Genomic DNA, 14,509 nt, shown 5'->3' on the forward strand with positions numbered 1-14,509 from the left:
TCGGGCAGCGGCCGGCCGGTCGAGGCGCGCCCGCCCGCACGGGCGTCCTGGCACGTTGTCAGACCCTGCTGCGACGATGAAGGACATGACCAGCAGCACCGACGACGCACCCGGGCCGGCCGCCGCAGCAAGCCGGTCCACCGCGGCCCGGCCCGCCTGGCACGTCCGCCCGGAAACCGCCGCGGACATACCGGGCGTCCGCCGGATCAACCTCGCGGCCTTCGAGACGGCCGAAGAGGCGGACCTCGTCGATGCCCTGCGCCTCGACCGGTCGGCCTGGCTGCCCGGGCTCTCGTACGTCGCCGACGCCCCGGACGGCACCCTGGTCGCCCATGCCCTGCTGACCCGCTGCCATGTCGACGGCGTACCCGCCGTCGCGCTCGCCCCCTGCGCGGTGCTTCCCGGGCACCAGAAGTCCGGTGCGGGCAGTGCCGTGATCCGGGCGCTCCTCGAAGCGGCGCGCGAGGCCGGCGAGCGCACCGCGATCGTGCTCGGCCACCCGCCGTATTACCCACGCTTCGGCTTCGCCCCGGCCGCGAGCCGGTTCGGCATCCTTCCCCCACAGCCCTGGCCGGACGAGGCCTTCCTCGCGCTCTCCCTCGACGGCTCCACACCCCCGCGCGGCACGGTCCGCTACGCCACCCCCTTCGGCATCGACTGACCGAGGCGGCACCGATACGGAGTAGAGTCGAGCGTCACAGCCCACCCAACCGCCACCCGCGTACGCGGCCACATCAGCACGGCCGACCGCCGCGAGTGGGGCAGGTGGCGCCCGTCGGCGCCCCACGGGCCGGGTCCGAACCACACACGCGAGGCACATTCGGTGAACCAACCGCCGGTCGTCCACTGGACCGAGGCCGACCAGCCCCGTTCCGCCCGTTGGCACTCCGAGAACGGCTCCCCGCCACCCCGCCGCCTCGTCATCGCCGACGACCGGACCCGGGCCGACGACGCCTACAAGCTCGCCTGTGAGGGCACCGCCCTGCTGTGGCGCGGCGACTTCCACAACGCCCGCCAGCTCCTGACGGCGATGGCCCGCCGCATCGACCGCCGCCCCCGCAAACCGCTGCCCGCCGATGCCACCCAGGCATTCCATGTGCACCGCGCCGCGCAGAACCACCGCGCCCGCATCCTGGGCATGCTGCTGATCCCCCTCGATGCGTCGTACGCCGTCCCCCTGCACCGCGCCCCCGACGTCCGCGAGGCCTGCACCAACGCCTATGGGGCCCCTGCGCAGGAGCCCCTCCCGGCTGCGCCCACGACGCCGGATGAGCCCGCCACCCCGGATGAGCCCGTCGGCGCGGGCGAGGCCGCGGGCGAGGACGCGGCCACGGATGCAGACACGGCCAGGAACGCGGACTCGACCACCGCCACGACCACGGACGCAGGCACGACCACGGCCGCGAACCCCACCGCCTCCCTCGTCTCCCTCCGTGAACTCCTCGCCCTGATCGGCGCCAACGAATGGCGCAAGAAGGGCGTGGAGATCCCGGCACTGGGCGGCGACCGCATCTATCCCCACTACGGCGTCTTCTCCCCGGCCCGCGGCGAGTACGTCGACCTGGTCGCCGAGGCCCCCCTCCCCTCCCAGGACCTGGCGTTCGACATCGGTACCGGCACCGGCGTACTTGCCTCGGTCCTCGCCCGGCGCGGCGTACGCCGGGTCGTGGCCACGGACCAGGACCCCCGTGCGCTGACCTGCGCCCGCGAGAACACCGAACGGCTGGGCGTCGCCGACCGCGTCGAGGTGGTCGAGGCCGACCTGTTCCCGTCCGGCCGCGCCCCACTGATCGTCTGCAACCCCCCATGGGTGCCCGCGAAACCGACCTCCCCCGTGGAGCACGCGGTCTACGACCCCGGCAACCGCATGCTGCACGGCTTCCTCAACGGCCTCGCCGATCACCTCACCGAGACCGGCGAAGGCTGGCTGATCCTCTCCGACCTCGCGGAACACCTCGGCCTGCGCCCGCGCACCGAACTCCTCGACACCATCGCCCAAGCGGGCCTCACCGTCCTGGGCCGCCTCGACATCGCCCCGCGGCACCCCCGCGCCCGCGACACCTCGGACCCGCTCCACGTGGCCCGCATGGCCGAAGTGACGTCCCTTTGGCGCCTGGGCCTCGCCCACCACGCGACGCCCGCCGGCACGCCGTAACCCGTAGCGCTCCGGCAGCAGGAGCGGCACACTCACACCACATGCGCGGCGCAGCGCGGGTCCCGCTCCTGCTCCCGCTCCTGCCGCCCCTGCTGCCGCGCCCTACGACTCCCGCAGCCCCGCACACGCGGTCCGCACATAACGGCGCCAGTCCCCCGCGTCGTTACGGATCACCGCCGCCAGCCCGCACACGATCATCACCACATCGCCGACCTCGGCGTCCGCGCGCACCGTGCCCTCTTCCTTCCCCCGGGCGAGCAACTGGCCGGCGACCGCCTCGGCCTGCGCCCGCCCCTCCCCCGTCGGCTCGGTGGATCCGAACGCCGCCTCGATGGACGCGGACAGCCCTCGTTCCGCGTCGAGCACCTCCCCGATGTGCTCGACGAACGCGACCAGCCCCTCCGCCGCCGTCGCACTCGCCAGACAGCGGCCGCGCCCGAACTCCACGATCTCCGCCTGCCGTTGTTCCCCCACGGCTGCGATCAGGGCGGCCCGGCTGGGGAAGTGCCGGTAGACCGTGCCGATGCCTACCCCTGCCGCCCGCGCGACCTCCGGCATCTGCGCCTCGTCACCGCGCGCACGGAACACCTCCCGCGCGGCTTCGAGGACCCGGGCGCGGTTGCGTTCGGCATCCGCGCGCGGCCTGCGCTGAGGAGTCGAGGACGCCGAGGCCCCCGAGGTACCCGAAGAGGACGGGGAGGAGGCGGCGGACGGGGAAGAGGGGGAGGGCGCGGACGAGGGGGACGAGGAAGCCGAAGAGGACGAGGAGCGTGCCACACGCCGATGCTACTGCTACGCTTCCAATACGGAATCGGATTCCGGTTCAGCTTCAGGTCCAGCTTCCTTCCACGAAAGGGCCAGAGACCTCATGCCCCACTCCACGCCTGACCCCCTGCCGGCTCCCGCCCCCTCCCCCTCCCCCTCTCCCACCCCCGCCCCCTCCCCAGCCCGCTTCTTCACCCTCCGGCCCGGCGAGCGACGGCCAGGACGTGTCCCCCTGCCGCCCGGCCTCGCCGTCAAGGCCCGCACCACCGACACCGAGGGCCGGCTCGCCATCCTGGAGAACCAGCTCCACGTGGACATTCCGCTCCACGTCCACCACCAGGCCGATGAGTTCGTCTACGTACTGGAGGGCGAGATGGAGGTCGACTTCGACGGGGCCACCCACCGCCTGACTCCCGGCATGTGCGTGCTGCTGCCGCACGGCGTACCGCACGCGCTGCGCAACGCCTCCCAGCCGCCCGCCCGCTGCCTGCAGATCTCCTCGCCGGGCGGCTGGGACACGTTCATGGAGGCCATGTTCGAGGCCGGCCCGGTCGCCATGAAGGACGGCCGCCCCGACCTCGACCGCCTCAACACCATCGGCGCGCAATACGGCATGGAGTACCGGACCTGACACCCACGGCCCAGAGGGGCGCCCACCCCCGGACCCTCCCGTCAGGCACCATGGGCGCACCATGGACCTCCAGCACCTCCTGTCCCGCGCCCACCGACTCGCCGCTTCCGCGCGCCCCACCGAGCGCCGGCTGCTCGGCATCACCGGCCCACCCGGTGCCGGTAAGTCCACCCTCGCCGCCCACTTGGTGGCAGGGTTGGCCGGCCAGGCGGCGCTGGTCCCGATGGACGGTTTCCATCTCGCCGAGGCGGAGTTGCACCGCCTCTGCCGCACGGAACGCAAGGGCGCACCCGACACCTTCGACCCGGCCGGATACGCGGCGCTCCTGAGCCGCCTGCGCTCCCCCGAGCCGGACACCGCCGTCTACGCCCCCGCCTTCGACCGCCGCATCGAGGAGCCGGTCGCGGGCAGCATTCCCGTAGCGCCCCACATCCCCCTCATCGTCACCGAGGGCAACTACCTCCTCCTCGACTCAGACCCCTGGGCGCGGGTGCACGAGCTGCTCGACGAGGTCTGGTACGTGGAGCTGGAGGACCAGAAACGGATCCGGCGACTGATCGACCGTCACGAGCGTTTCGGCCGCGCCCGCGCCGACGCCGAGCGCTTCGTGCACGCCTCGGACGAGGCCAACGCCCGCGTAGTGGCGGCGACCCGGCACCGCGCCGACCTGGTCATCACCTTCACCTCTGAGGAAGCCCCACCCCCACAGACCGACTGACGCCCCTCCCTGCCCTACCCGCCATCCCGCCTCGCCCTGTCCCCACCCAGCAGCCCGAGCACCGACAACGCGCCCCACCCCACGGACACCGCCACCGCCTTCCGCCTCCGCCCACGGTCCGGCAGCGTCAGACCGAGCAGGACGGCGTCCCCGAGGTCCGCCGCAATCCGGACGTACGCGGCGGTACGCAGCGCCGGGCCCTCGGGCGCCAGCACCAGCGCCAGCCCACTCGCCGCATCCCGCCAGGCCAGCGGACGCAACGAGATCCGGGTCGCCGACGCGACCCGCCCCTCCTCGTCGACCAGCCCCGAAGGCCGGGCCAACAGATCAGGCACAACCGACACCGCCACCCCATAGACAGCGGTGGCCACCCCCACCACCTTCAACAACCTCACCCTCACACCCAACTCCGCCCTGTCCCAAGCGCCTTCAAGCCCCTTCAAGCCCCATGGAGCCCCTTCGCGCTCCCCCAGGCCCCACCTCTCCGCATCCCCATCCCTCCCCAAAGGACATCACCGATGTCATCATGACATCATGAGTGTCATCGAGAGGGATCGACGCGACGCCGACGACGACGCAAACACCGGCGCCCACGCCGACGAAGCCGACTTCGGACGGGCGAGCCCCACCGAAGAATTGCTGTACGGCGTCATCCGCCGCCTGTGGCCACTGCACCGCACGGTCGTCCGCGCAGTGGAGCGCGAGCTCGCCGGCACGGGCCTGACCGCAGGTGAACACGCGCTGCTGGACGCACTGCGCACCGAAGGCCCGCGCACGGTGCCGCAGTTGGCGCGCACCATGGGGCTCGACAGACAGCCGGTCCAGCGCTGGGTGAACCACACCGCCGAGCTGGGCCTGGTCGTCACGGCCCCCAATCCCGCGCACCGCCGCTCGTCCCTGATCGAGCTCACCACAGAAGGCGCGGAGGTGATACGCGGCATCCAGGACTTCGAGGCCACGGAATTGCGGCAACGCCTGGCCGACCTGCCCGCCGCAGACGTACGCACCGCACTGCACGTACTCGACCGGATCGGCGAGGAATTCCACCACCTGGCGTCCGCCGCCTCCACCCCCACAACGGCCTCCGATACCCACCGCACCTCAGCTCGTCGCGACAGTCCGGGCATTCGCGAGACGGGTGATATCAAGGATGATCCGGACACCCTCGGCGGCCGCCGTGCCCCACGTAAAGGACGGTCGTGACATGACCCAGCCCCTCACCGACTGGTCCGAGATCGACAACGGGATCGTGCCGATCGAGGACGGCGAGCTGTTCTACGAGACGGCCGGCTCGGGGCCCGCCGTGGTGCTGCTGCACGGCGGCATGCTCGACCAGCACATGTGGGACGAGCAGTTCAGCTGGCTGGTGAACTCCGGCGTGCGCGCGATCCGCTACGACTCGCGGGGCCACGGGCTGTCATCCACAGTCACCGACGACTACGCCAACCACGACGACCTGATCACCCTGCTCGACGCCCTCGACGTCCCCCGTGCCGTACTCGTCGGCCTCTCCCATGGCTCACGGGTCGCACTGGACACCGCCATAGCCCACCCCGACCGGGTCGCGGCCCTCGCACTCGCCTCCCCGGGGATCAGCGGCCGCGCCTTCACCGACCCCTTCATCCTGGAGCACATCAAGGAGCAGGTGGCCGCGATCGGCGCACCGGACGGCGCGGAGCGCTATGTCGAACACTTCCTGCGGATGTGGGTGGACGGTCCCCATCGGCAACCCTCCGCCGTCCACCCGGGTTTGCGCGAGCGGATGCGCGCCTCGGCCGAGGCCAACGTCATGGTCCACGCCGACGACGCAGGCACCGGCATCCCCCTCGAAGTCGGGGCCATCGACCGCCTGGGCGAGATCCAGGCCCCCACGATCGTCCTCGACGGCGACCTCGACAGCACGGACATCGCCGCCAACGCCCATGCCATAGCGCTGGCCGTCCCCGGCGCCCGAAGAATCCGCATACCGGGCGCCGGCCACATGGTGAACCTGGAGAACACCCCCCTCTTCGACCAGGAACTCCACACCTTCCTGTCGACCTTGAGCTACTCCCCTGCGGACTACTCCCCCTCGCGCTACTAGCCGCAATTCCACCCGAGAGCCAGATCCAGTACCAGAGCCCTCAGCACCCCCGGGCAACCCCAGCCGAGCACCCCCTACGCCTACGTCTAGGTCCACATCTACATCTACATCTACGTCGCCGAGCCGGCCGCCGCCCCCGTCACCAGATCCGGCCCCCAACGCCGCAACGCCCCCGCCAGATCGAGCGGACGCAGCCGGTCCGACTCGTCCGGCCCCGGCCAGTCCTCCCGCGGGACCCGCCACATCACCTCGAACTCGTTGCCGTCCGGATCCTTGCCGTACAGCGACTTGGAGACGAGATGATCACTCGCGCCGACCAGCGCCCCCCTCTCAACCAGCCGCGCCTCAGCCGCCGCGAGCTCCCCCAGCGTGCCGACCTCCCACGCCAGGTGGTACAGCCCGACCCGCCCGCCCTCCGGCCCCGGCGCCCCCGCCCCCACCGCGAACAACCCCAAGTCATGATCGTTGAGCGACCCAGGAGCGCTGAGAAACGCCGCCCGACCCGGCACCTCAACATCCACCACAAGCCCCAGCGCCTCGGCGTAAAAGGCCACCGACCTCGCCACATCCCGCACATACAACACCGCATGATTGAGCCGCCGCACAGCCATGAACCCCTCCTCCTGACTCCAAGCCCATTCACTACATTTACTTGAAACTTCAATCCTTTCGCAGCCTCACGATACCCAACACCCCCACCCGCACAACAGCGCCAGCCCCACCGCCCCAGCACGCCCAGCACGCAAAAACCCCCGACTCAAACGAGTCGGGGGCTTGCTGACCTCACGGTCGTAATGGTGGGCACAACAGGATTCGAACCTGTGACATCTGCTTTGTAAGTTCGATCAAGAAGCCCTCCGGGCATCACCGGCCGCCACCCCTGCGGCACCAGCGGTGCACCACTGACCGCCCGAGTGCAGTCAGGTCCATCGGTGTTGCCGTCAAGGACTGCCGTCAGCTCCAGGCGCCACGACGCCAAGCCATACCGAGTTTCATCAATTTCTCCACCCACCCCGACTCAAGCGACTCACCGCACCTCAGTACAGGTCAGAAGCGTGATCACCTGGCGGGCATCGTGACTCATACCCGGCTCGAACTGCGACTCAGCCAAGTCTCGGGCGTGGTCAAGCCGCGGCAGCCGGGGGTGCAGGGGACGGCCTGCACAGTGGCGCCCCGGTACGACCCGATCTTGAATCTCTGACAGATCTCGACCCAGCTACGACTGGAGGCAGCGTGTCCCTCGCCCATTACGCTGGTACGCACCACCTGCGAACGGAGAGTGCTCCACGGATGGGACCGAAGACTACGAAGGCTTATGAGACGATCCGCGCTCGGATCGCCTCTGGCGAGTACGCCCCCGGCGCAAAGATCCCCTCAGAGCGGAAGCTCGAAGAAGATGCAGAGCTGGGCATCCGTCGTACCGCACTTCGGCAAGTGCTGACCCGACTCGTCTCAGAGGGTGCCTTGGAGGTCTACGGCCGGAGTTCGTATCGAGTGCCCGGAGGCGTGAGTATCCAGGCGCCCGAAGGGCTGGAGCCTTGGCGCATCCACGGAGAGCGGGATCTCTACGACAACCAATGGGTCAAACTCCAGCTCTGGGACGTGGAGCCGCCCGGCGTAGAGCGCTTCGAGCATCACGTGGTGAAGCTTCACCATGTCGCCGTGACTGCGGTTCTGGATGATCAGGACCGCGTGCTGATGATGTGGCGGTACCGCTTCGTCCCACAGCAGTGGGGGTGGGAACTGCCAGGTGGCATCGTGGATGAAGGCGAGGAGCCGGCAGACACGGCACTGCGGGAAGTCGTGGAAGAGACCGGATGGCGCCCGAAGGCCGTGGAGCACGTAGTCACCTACCAGCCCATGGTCGGTATGGTCGACTCGCCGCACGAGATCTTCGTGGGGCACGGTGCTGAACAAGTTGGCTCACCGACGGACCTCGAAGAGGCCGGCCATATCGCGTGGGTTCCACTGTCCGACGTTCCTGGGCTCATGGCGCGGGGTGAGTTGATGGGATCCGGCACTCTGGTTGGGTTGCTGCACATCCTCGCAAGTCGCGGCAAGCCGGGCGTTACAACCGCGCGCTGAGCAGGTCGATGCGGCGGCGCTGACGTACGGAACCAGTGCGGTTCGCCAACAGCCGTGCCTGCCTCAAGTGTGTATTCGCGTCGTCGTACTCAGCGCGAGCAAGGTGAGCTTGCGCAAGATCGGTGTGCAGGCCAGCCTGTGCGCGGACGAAGGTCGGGTCAACCACGTCCAACGCTCCGTACAGGCTGGTCACAGCGTCACTGTCACCCAGTAGGCCAAGGATGTTGCCGCGCCACCGGGCGAGATGGCTGCCGTTCAAGAAGATGCTCGGCATGTCAGGATCACGATCCTCAGAGCCTGGCGGGGTGTTCGCCATGGCGGAATCGAGCGCGCGCCGGCACTCGTCCTGCAATCCGGCATGAGCGCACAACTCGGCCTCGGCCGCGTACATCCACGCCCAGAGCCGGGGTGAGCCGCCCCGACCGAGGGTGCGTTGGGCGTCGCGTACCAGGTCGAGACCGAGCAGCGGTCGGCCCGCCTCGCACAGTACGTACGCCTGCTCACCCATCGCATGGGCAAGGTACATCGGGTCTTCAGCATCGCGCGCTGCACGCTTCGCAAGCTCGTAATGCCGCCAGGCTCGTTCGACTGCTCCAGCGTCAATTGCCTGCCATGCGGCAAGAGTCGACGCCCCGGCGAGCGCCAGCGCCACGGGCCGACGCACACCTGGGAGGACAGCGAAGTTCAGCGCGTCTTCAAGGGCCGCGAGATGGCCCGTCATCTGGTCGATGAGCCCGGATGCACCCATCTGACGATCCATGGTGCGTAGTAGCTCAGTCTGATCACTGAACGTCTTCACCATGGATGCGCCGACACTGCTGGCCGAGTCGATCCGGCTAAGCAAGTCGTCGTATCCGTCGGTCGCCGGCGGCGCCGCGACGACCAGGCCACCCCTCAACTCCGCGTCGGTGACGCCGAGAATCTGCCGCAGGATCGCCGCGTAGCGATCCGAGATGGAGCGCTTCCCGTTCTCCCACTCGGAGACGTACACCCGCAAACTCGCGGTCGAGGCGACATCAGTGACGTGCCGTCGGGCGTACTGCTCGATCTCGCGTACCAGTCGTTCCTGAGACCAGCCGCGCGCCGCTCGCGCGCCCCTAAGTCCCGTACTCACAGGCCACCGCCCGGCGATAGGTCCACTCACTGACTTACCCAGCATGCCTCACATCGCCGCAGGTCAACAGGGGTTAACACGAACGGAGTTAAGCCCTGTTGGCTACCGACTCCCCCTCCTCAAGCGGTCTTCTGGAGATGCACCAGGCGGGCGACCGCCACTCGAATCGGCGAACGCGCTTGACTCTGGTGCGCACCAGATGCAAACCTTCTGGTGCGCACCAGTTGGCGGAGTCGCCTTCGATTCGCGGTGCGCAGGTGGTTCAGCCCCATTAAGGCTGCCTGCCTGCACTGCGGTACCGCCCGGAAGGCCCCGTGACGCACACGGGCTCGAAGGAAGCGGCCGTTCCTTGAGAACTGAACAGTGATCGTGCGGGGCTGACGCGAGAGCGGCGGTCGCGGTTGGTGCCTAGGACGAGGGTCCGGGGGCAAACCGCCGTGATGGACGACGCTCCCCTCTTAGCGCTTGGCAGGCGGTAGGAGCAGTACAGCGGGGCCCCAACGCACGCGGCGAGATGAGACAGATCGCCCCCGAGACGACCGGGTGATGTCGTCGGCGGCACAACATGCCACCTGCACCGGCTCTGGAGAACACCCCAAACTGTGCCACCCCGTGCAGCCGCCCTGCTGGCGTCAGAGCAGTGACGATGACGCACCTGATTCCCCCGGCTCGGGACCGGTGCTCCGTGGCAACGGCGCACCGGTGAAGCCGTGTCCCTGCGTTCTGCGGGAGGTCGGTGTGAACCGACGACATACCCCGGCGCCGCCGTGATGGACCGGTCGGCGGCGCCCTGCACGAGTTCCGGTCCGCTTCTGCCTGGATCCGCAGCGCTGACGCTGCGGCCGGTTGCCTCCCTCGCCCGTCCGGGCGCCCCCTTCGCGGGCTGCTCGTACGGGCGGGGTGTGGGGAGCCGGATCGATTCCGGCCCGGCCGCCGAGGCGGCCTGCCGCACACGCCGTGTGCGGCCTCATCCGAACGGCGCGCGACCCCGGGGCGCAATCCCGGGGCCGCTGGAGGGCCGTTCTCCCTGAGAGGACACAACGACCCATGAGCATCATTGCACTGGTCCCCGATCCGGACCGTGAGCCGGCCACGGAGTGGGCCGCCATCGTCGCCGAGACGCCGCTGATCGAGGCGGAAGTCGAGCTGCTGGACGTTCGCATTGCCCTGATGGACCGAGTGCCCTCGGAGCTGGACCGGCGGCGCCTGCGCCGGGCTGAGGCCCGGGTGTTGGCCGAGCGGGCCGCGCTGGCCAACCGCGCCCCCTCTGGGGAGGCCGCGTGATGGCCGACACCTTCACCGCTCAGATGACGCTGTCTCCCGCCGGCTTCTGGCGCGTGTACGTCGTGCTCTTCGGCGTGCCGGAGTGGCCCGAGCACTCCTGGGGCCGCATCGCCCCGATCCCCACGGTCGTGGAGCGGGCCGAGGCGCTTGCCTCCCTCGGGTACGAGGTGGCGCCGGGCACCGAGTGGGAGTGGATCGAGTACAGCGAACTGCCCGATGACCCCGGCAGCACGGTGCGTCTGCTCGCCGCTTCCAGCGTGCTGGAGGTGGGGGCGTGAGCTTCCAGGACACTGCGCTGACCGCCGCGCACGCTGAGGTCAAGGCAGAGTTGGCCCGCACGGACACGAAGGCGAGTCTGCTGCTGGCGTTCGTCGGCGCGATGCTGGCCGGCGCTTGGTCGGTCGCCACCGACGTCCATTTGTCCCCGGTCGCCGTGACGTTCGGGGCGGCCGGAGTGGCCGTGCTTCTGGCGGCCGCCGCGCTGCTGCTGTCCACGGTCCGGCCCAACCTCGGCGGGGCCCGGCTGCAGGGCTTCCCGCTGTGGGCCACCCTCACCCCCGACGAGATCCGCGACGCACTGAGCGAGGACGACCGGCCCGCGCACATCGCCGTGCTGTCCCGCATCGCCGTGCTCAAGTTCGGTCGGCTGCGGCGCGCGATCGACCTGACGCGCCTGGCCGGCGGCCTGCTGGTGGTGGCCGGGCTTCTCGCCTGGGGAGGTGGCTCGTGAGCCTGAGCACCTACCGCCAAGAACAGCGCGCCGACCAGGCCGCGGCGGCCGAACAGCGCCGCCTCGACGCTGCGGCAGCCGAGGAACGGCGGGCGGATCGGCGCCGGGCTGAGGATGAACGTGCGGCCCGGCAGCGGGCACAGGCGCGGGCCGATCGAGAGGCCGACCGGGCGGCGCGGCAGCAGCGTCGGCGAGAGCGCGCGGAGTCCCGGTCGGCGGCGCTGACGCCGGAGAACATCTACCGGCGCGGCACCCTGGGCCTGGTTGCTGCCTCGGGTCTGGCCTCCTTGCCCGCTCAGGTTCTGCACTTCGTGGGGATCTCGCCGTTGCTGCTGCCGCTTCCGCTTGCGTTGGAGGGGGCTGCGTGGGTGATGGCGGCTGGTGTCGCCTACGCCGATGCGCGCGGCCTTCCCGGGTGGGTGCGCTGGATGCTGCGCACCCTGGTAGTGGCGTGCGCTGGGTTCGCCGCACACATCAACTACGGCTACGGGCTTTCCCTGGCCGGGCACGGGCTCACTGCGGCCGACGCTTCCACGGTCGGCGCCGGGCTGGCGGCCGTGACGGTCCTGGGACCGGCGGTGTTCGAGATCCGGCAATGGGTCTCCACGATCGCCGCGGCTACCGGCGGGGCCGACGAGCGCGCCCGCCGACGCCACGCGGCACGGCGTCGGCGCCATCACCGCAAGGTGCTGCGCGTCGCCAATCGACTCGTCTCCGCCGCCCCGTTCGGCGACCTCCCCGCCGAGGAAGCCTGGGCCCGGGCATGGTCGATCGTGCACGGCTGCGACGAGCCGAGCATGACCCCCAAGCTGCACCAGCGGGCCGCAGAGTCTGCCCAGCGGATGCGGAAGGCACAGCAACCGCCCACGGACTCGACGAACACGGAGGAATCCACAGAAGAGCCTGCAAATCGGTCTACCTCTGAGCTGGAGGAATCGACCCCCGCACCCAGCGCGCCGATCGAGGCGAAATCGAGGCTGGAAGCCCTCGATCCGGTGCCGGTAGTCGAGTCGATCGATCGACCGGTGCCGGTAGTGGCGGCTGCGGAGTCGACTCGACCGCGCCGGGCGACCGGTCGGGTACCGCGGTCGGCTCGATCGGCCCGGCCGAAGCGGACCGCCGAGCAACTCCTCGACGAGGCCCGATCGGTCACCGCCGATTGGCCGATCGAGGACCTGACCGCCGAGGCGATCCGCAAGGCGGTACGCACCGCGCCGGATAAGGCGCGGGGGCTGCGGGAGGCCTTGCGGGCCGAACGCGGCGACCAGGACGGCGAGGCGTCCGCGGCTGAGGCTGCGTGATGCGGCTGAGCCTGGCCGACTGCTTCGACCCCACCGGCGAACGGTTCGGCATCCCCACCTACCCATGGCAGATGGCACCCGACGGATACGCCACCCGCCGCCAACTCCGCGCCCGCGGACTCCGCCCCGGCGGACAGGACGTAGCCGCGCAGATCCTGCGGCCCCGGCGGCGCCGGGAGCCGCTCACGGCCCACCTCTACCGCATCGACCGCGCCCGGCCGGTCCGCCCCATGACCCCCGGCCGCCGGTCCGCGCTCGACAAGGCCAACACGGCCCGCCGCACCTGCCCCAACTGCCGTAAGGACGCCGGGTACTGCATCCCGCGCTCCCTCGGCATGTGCACCCCCTGTGCCTACCCCGACGACGAACAGCGCGCCGCCTGACCTGCGACTTCAAGGGAGATCCCATGAGCACCAGCATTGAGACCACCTGGCCGGAGGGCGTCATTGCCCGCTACCTCGCTGTTGGCGGCGCGACCGTCGACATCACCGACACGGGCGAGGAGAGCTACTGGCGGTACGAAGCCGCCTGCGCCGGCTGCCCTGCAACTGACGTGAACAGCTTCGAGGGCTTCGTGCGCACCTGGGCCCAGGCGCACGCGGAGAAGTGCCGCGCCATGCCCCGCCCCGCCGCGGCCTGACCGGTTGCCTGTCCGCCCCGGGCCAGCACCGGGGCGGGCGGGGAGCTGGGACAGTCCCGGCCCGTGGCATGGAGGACTTGATGTTCCGACGCAAGAGCAGCAGCGACAGCGCCGTCTCCGCCCACAAGGCCGCCCTGAAGGCGCTGCACGACAACCAGCGCGCGGAGCAGGCTGCCGGCATCCGTGAGGAGACCGACACCTACCGCGAGCTGAACAGCCGTGTGCTGGAGGCCGAGAAGAACGTGCCCTGGTACCGCCGCTGAACTGCTGAAAGGAGGCGGGCCGTGACGCCGCGCCGCTACCAGTTCGACAACCCCTTGCCCGTCCCACGAGATCCGCAACGGCCGGTCGTCTACCGGCCCGAACCGCTGCCCGCCCCGGTCGCCTACGACCAACAGCAGGTCATCGTGCAGCACATTCACCAGGCGCCGCCGGACCGCACTGTTCAGCGCGTCGCGCTCGGCGTCGGCGTCGGTGGCGGGGCGGTCGCGGCGGGGGTCTACTTCGGCCCGCTGCTGGTCGCCGTCCTCTCCTCGATGGCCATCTCCCTGGCGGTTGTTGCCTTCGTCGTGGTCGTCGTCGGGTGGGGGTCGGTTTCCCTCGTTCGCTCGCTCGGCGGCCCGGACGGCAAAGCCGCCGCGCAGAACGTCGCCAAGGCCCGTCGCAAGCGCGGCTGACGGTTGCCCGATCCGCCCGTCTCGTACGGGCGGTGAGGGGAGCTGGACAGTCCGGCTCCAGATCGGAGCGTCATGGCCCAGGAACCGCCGCTGACCGCCGCCGAGAAGGCCAAGGTCACCCTGCTGACCGCCCGCATGTGCAAGCGCTCCCTGGCGGGTGAGGACGTGGACCTGTCCGACCTTCAGCGCAAGGTCGAGCGCATCCTCGACACCGCCGCCAAGCGGGCCGAGTCCCAGTAGCTACGCCCCGGGACGGCCGCACCCGGCCAAGGAATCCGGCCGCCCCGGGCCCTTCCCTGCACGCCCTTCAGCAGCGACAGGAGACA

The 14,509-nt window shown here is 70.3% G+C and carries 20 protein-coding genes; 16 read left to right on the forward strand and 4 right to left on the reverse strand.

What is annotated here, in order from left to right; all coding sequences use genetic code 11:
* Positions 1-85 precede the first annotated feature (85 nt).
* On the forward strand, positions 86-661 hold the full coding sequence (locus tag AB0E02_RS05645) for an N-acetyltransferase (protein ID WP_362136324.1): 576 nt from the start codon (positions 86-88) through the stop codon (positions 659-661).
* A gap of 162 nt (positions 662-823) precedes the next feature.
* Entirely contained in the window at positions 824-2,155 is a 1,332-nt protein-coding gene (locus AB0E02_RS05650) for a class I SAM-dependent methyltransferase (protein ID WP_362136327.1), read from the forward strand.
* A 102-nt stretch (positions 2,156-2,257) separates the two neighbouring features.
* Here the strand turns inward: AB0E02_RS05650 and AB0E02_RS05655 are convergent, their stop codons facing one another.
* Entirely contained in the window at positions 2,258-2,932 is a 675-nt protein-coding gene (locus AB0E02_RS05655; RefSeq protein WP_362136329.1) for a helix-turn-helix domain-containing protein, read from the reverse strand.
* A 91-nt stretch (positions 2,933-3,023) separates the two neighbouring features.
* Here AB0E02_RS05655 and AB0E02_RS05660 point away from each other — a divergent pair, with 91 nt between their 5' ends.
* Together AB0E02_RS05660 and AB0E02_RS05665 are read left to right on the forward strand one after the other, a co-directional pair.
* Positions 3,024-3,551 (forward strand): cupin domain-containing protein, encoded by a 528-nt coding sequence (locus AB0E02_RS05660; RefSeq protein ID WP_362136332.1) that lies wholly within the window; start codon positions 3,024-3,026, stop codon positions 3,549-3,551.
* 61 nt (positions 3,552-3,612) lie between these two features.
* On the forward strand, positions 3,613-4,269 hold the full coding sequence (locus AB0E02_RS05665) for a nucleoside/nucleotide kinase family protein (protein ID WP_362136335.1): 657 nt from the start codon (positions 3,613-3,615) through the stop codon (positions 4,267-4,269).
* Positions 4,270-4,283: 14 nt separating this feature from the next.
* Here the strand turns inward: AB0E02_RS05665 and AB0E02_RS05670 are convergent, their stop codons facing one another.
* Positions 4,284-4,670 carry a hypothetical protein gene (locus AB0E02_RS05670; protein WP_362136337.1) on the reverse strand — a complete coding sequence of 129 codons (387 nt, stop codon included), beginning with the start codon at positions 4,668-4,670 and terminating at the stop codon, positions 4,284-4,286.
* Between the two features lie 133 nt (positions 4,671-4,803).
* Between AB0E02_RS05670 and AB0E02_RS05675 the strand changes: the two genes are divergently transcribed.
* Positions 4,804-5,472, forward strand: coding sequence for a MarR family transcriptional regulator (locus AB0E02_RS05675; RefSeq protein ID WP_362136339.1), 669 nt, complete (start codon positions 4,804-4,806; stop codon positions 5,470-5,472).
* Between the two features lies 1 nt (position 5,473).
* On the forward strand, positions 5,474-6,352 hold the full coding sequence (locus AB0E02_RS05680; protein ID WP_362136341.1) for an alpha/beta hydrolase: 879 nt from the start codon (positions 5,474-5,476) through the stop codon (positions 6,350-6,352).
* Between the two features lie 110 nt (positions 6,353-6,462).
* Here AB0E02_RS05680 and AB0E02_RS05685 read toward each other — a convergent pair whose 3' ends face one another.
* Positions 6,463-6,963 (reverse strand): VOC family protein, encoded by a 501-nt coding sequence (locus AB0E02_RS05685; protein WP_362136343.1) that lies wholly within the window; start codon positions 6,961-6,963, stop codon positions 6,463-6,465.
* A gap of 679 nt (positions 6,964-7,642) precedes the next feature.
* Here AB0E02_RS05685 and AB0E02_RS05690 point away from each other — a divergent pair.
* The gene (locus tag AB0E02_RS05690; RefSeq protein ID WP_362136345.1) at positions 7,643-8,437 is read left to right on the forward strand and encodes an NUDIX domain-containing protein; all 795 of its coding nucleotides are present in this window, start codon (positions 7,643-7,645) and stop codon (positions 8,435-8,437) included.
* Here AB0E02_RS05690 and AB0E02_RS05695 read toward each other — a convergent pair.
* Positions 8,421-9,428 (reverse strand): XRE family transcriptional regulator, encoded by a 1,008-nt coding sequence (locus AB0E02_RS05695; protein ID WP_362136347.1) that lies wholly within the window; start codon positions 9,426-9,428, stop codon positions 8,421-8,423. The genes AB0E02_RS05690 and AB0E02_RS05695 overlap by 17 nt on opposite strands.
* Positions 9,429-10,598: 1,170 nt before the next feature.
* Between AB0E02_RS05695 and AB0E02_RS05700 the strand changes: the two genes are divergently transcribed.
* The 9 genes from AB0E02_RS05700 (at position 10,599) to AB0E02_RS05740 (ending at position 14,423) form a co-directional block, all read left to right on the forward strand.
* Complete coding sequence (locus tag AB0E02_RS05700; RefSeq protein ID WP_362136349.1) at positions 10,599-10,835, forward strand: DUF6284 family protein; 237 nt, start codon at positions 10,599-10,601, stop codon at positions 10,833-10,835.
* A complete protein-coding gene (locus tag AB0E02_RS05705; RefSeq protein WP_362136351.1) occupies positions 10,835-11,113 on the forward strand; it encodes a DUF6303 family protein in 279 nt (92 codons plus the stop codon). The genes AB0E02_RS05700 and AB0E02_RS05705 overlap by 1 nt, the downstream gene beginning before the upstream one ends.
* Positions 11,110-11,565: a Pycsar system effector family protein gene (locus tag AB0E02_RS05710; protein ID WP_362136354.1), complete on the forward strand. Its 456-nt coding sequence runs from the start codon at positions 11,110-11,112 to the stop codon at positions 11,563-11,565. The genes AB0E02_RS05705 and AB0E02_RS05710 overlap by 4 nt, the downstream gene beginning before the upstream one ends.
* Positions 11,562-12,866 (forward strand): hypothetical protein, encoded by a 1,305-nt coding sequence (locus tag AB0E02_RS05715; RefSeq protein WP_362136356.1) that lies wholly within the window; start codon positions 11,562-11,564, stop codon positions 12,864-12,866. Before AB0E02_RS05710 ends, AB0E02_RS05715 begins: the two co-directional genes overlap by 4 nt.
* On the forward strand, positions 12,866-13,249 hold the full coding sequence (locus AB0E02_RS05720; protein ID WP_362136361.1) for an RRQRL motif-containing zinc-binding protein: 384 nt from the start codon (positions 12,866-12,868) through the stop codon (positions 13,247-13,249). The genes AB0E02_RS05715 and AB0E02_RS05720 overlap by 1 nt, the downstream gene beginning before the upstream one ends.
* A 23-nt stretch (positions 13,250-13,272) precedes the next feature.
* Positions 13,273-13,506, forward strand: coding sequence for a hypothetical protein (locus AB0E02_RS05725; protein WP_362136363.1), 234 nt, complete (start codon positions 13,273-13,275; stop codon positions 13,504-13,506).
* 80 nt (positions 13,507-13,586) lie between these two features.
* A complete protein-coding gene (locus tag AB0E02_RS05730) occupies positions 13,587-13,769 on the forward strand; it encodes a hypothetical protein (RefSeq protein ID WP_362136365.1) in 183 nt (60 codons plus the stop codon).
* A 21-nt stretch (positions 13,770-13,790) separates the two neighbouring features.
* Positions 13,791-14,183, forward strand: coding sequence for a DUF6251 family protein (locus tag AB0E02_RS05735; protein ID WP_362136367.1), 393 nt, complete (start codon positions 13,791-13,793; stop codon positions 14,181-14,183).
* 72 nt (positions 14,184-14,255) lie between these two features.
* Complete coding sequence (locus AB0E02_RS05740) at positions 14,256-14,423, forward strand: DUF6257 family protein (RefSeq protein WP_362136369.1); 168 nt, start codon at positions 14,256-14,258, stop codon at positions 14,421-14,423.
* Positions 14,424-14,509 lie beyond the last annotated feature (86 nt).

It is taken from the genome of Streptomyces sp. NPDC048196 (assembly GCF_040652715.1).
In the GTDB taxonomy this organism is placed as follows: Bacteria; Actinomycetota; Actinomycetes; order Streptomycetales; family Streptomycetaceae; genus Streptomyces; species Streptomyces siderophoricus.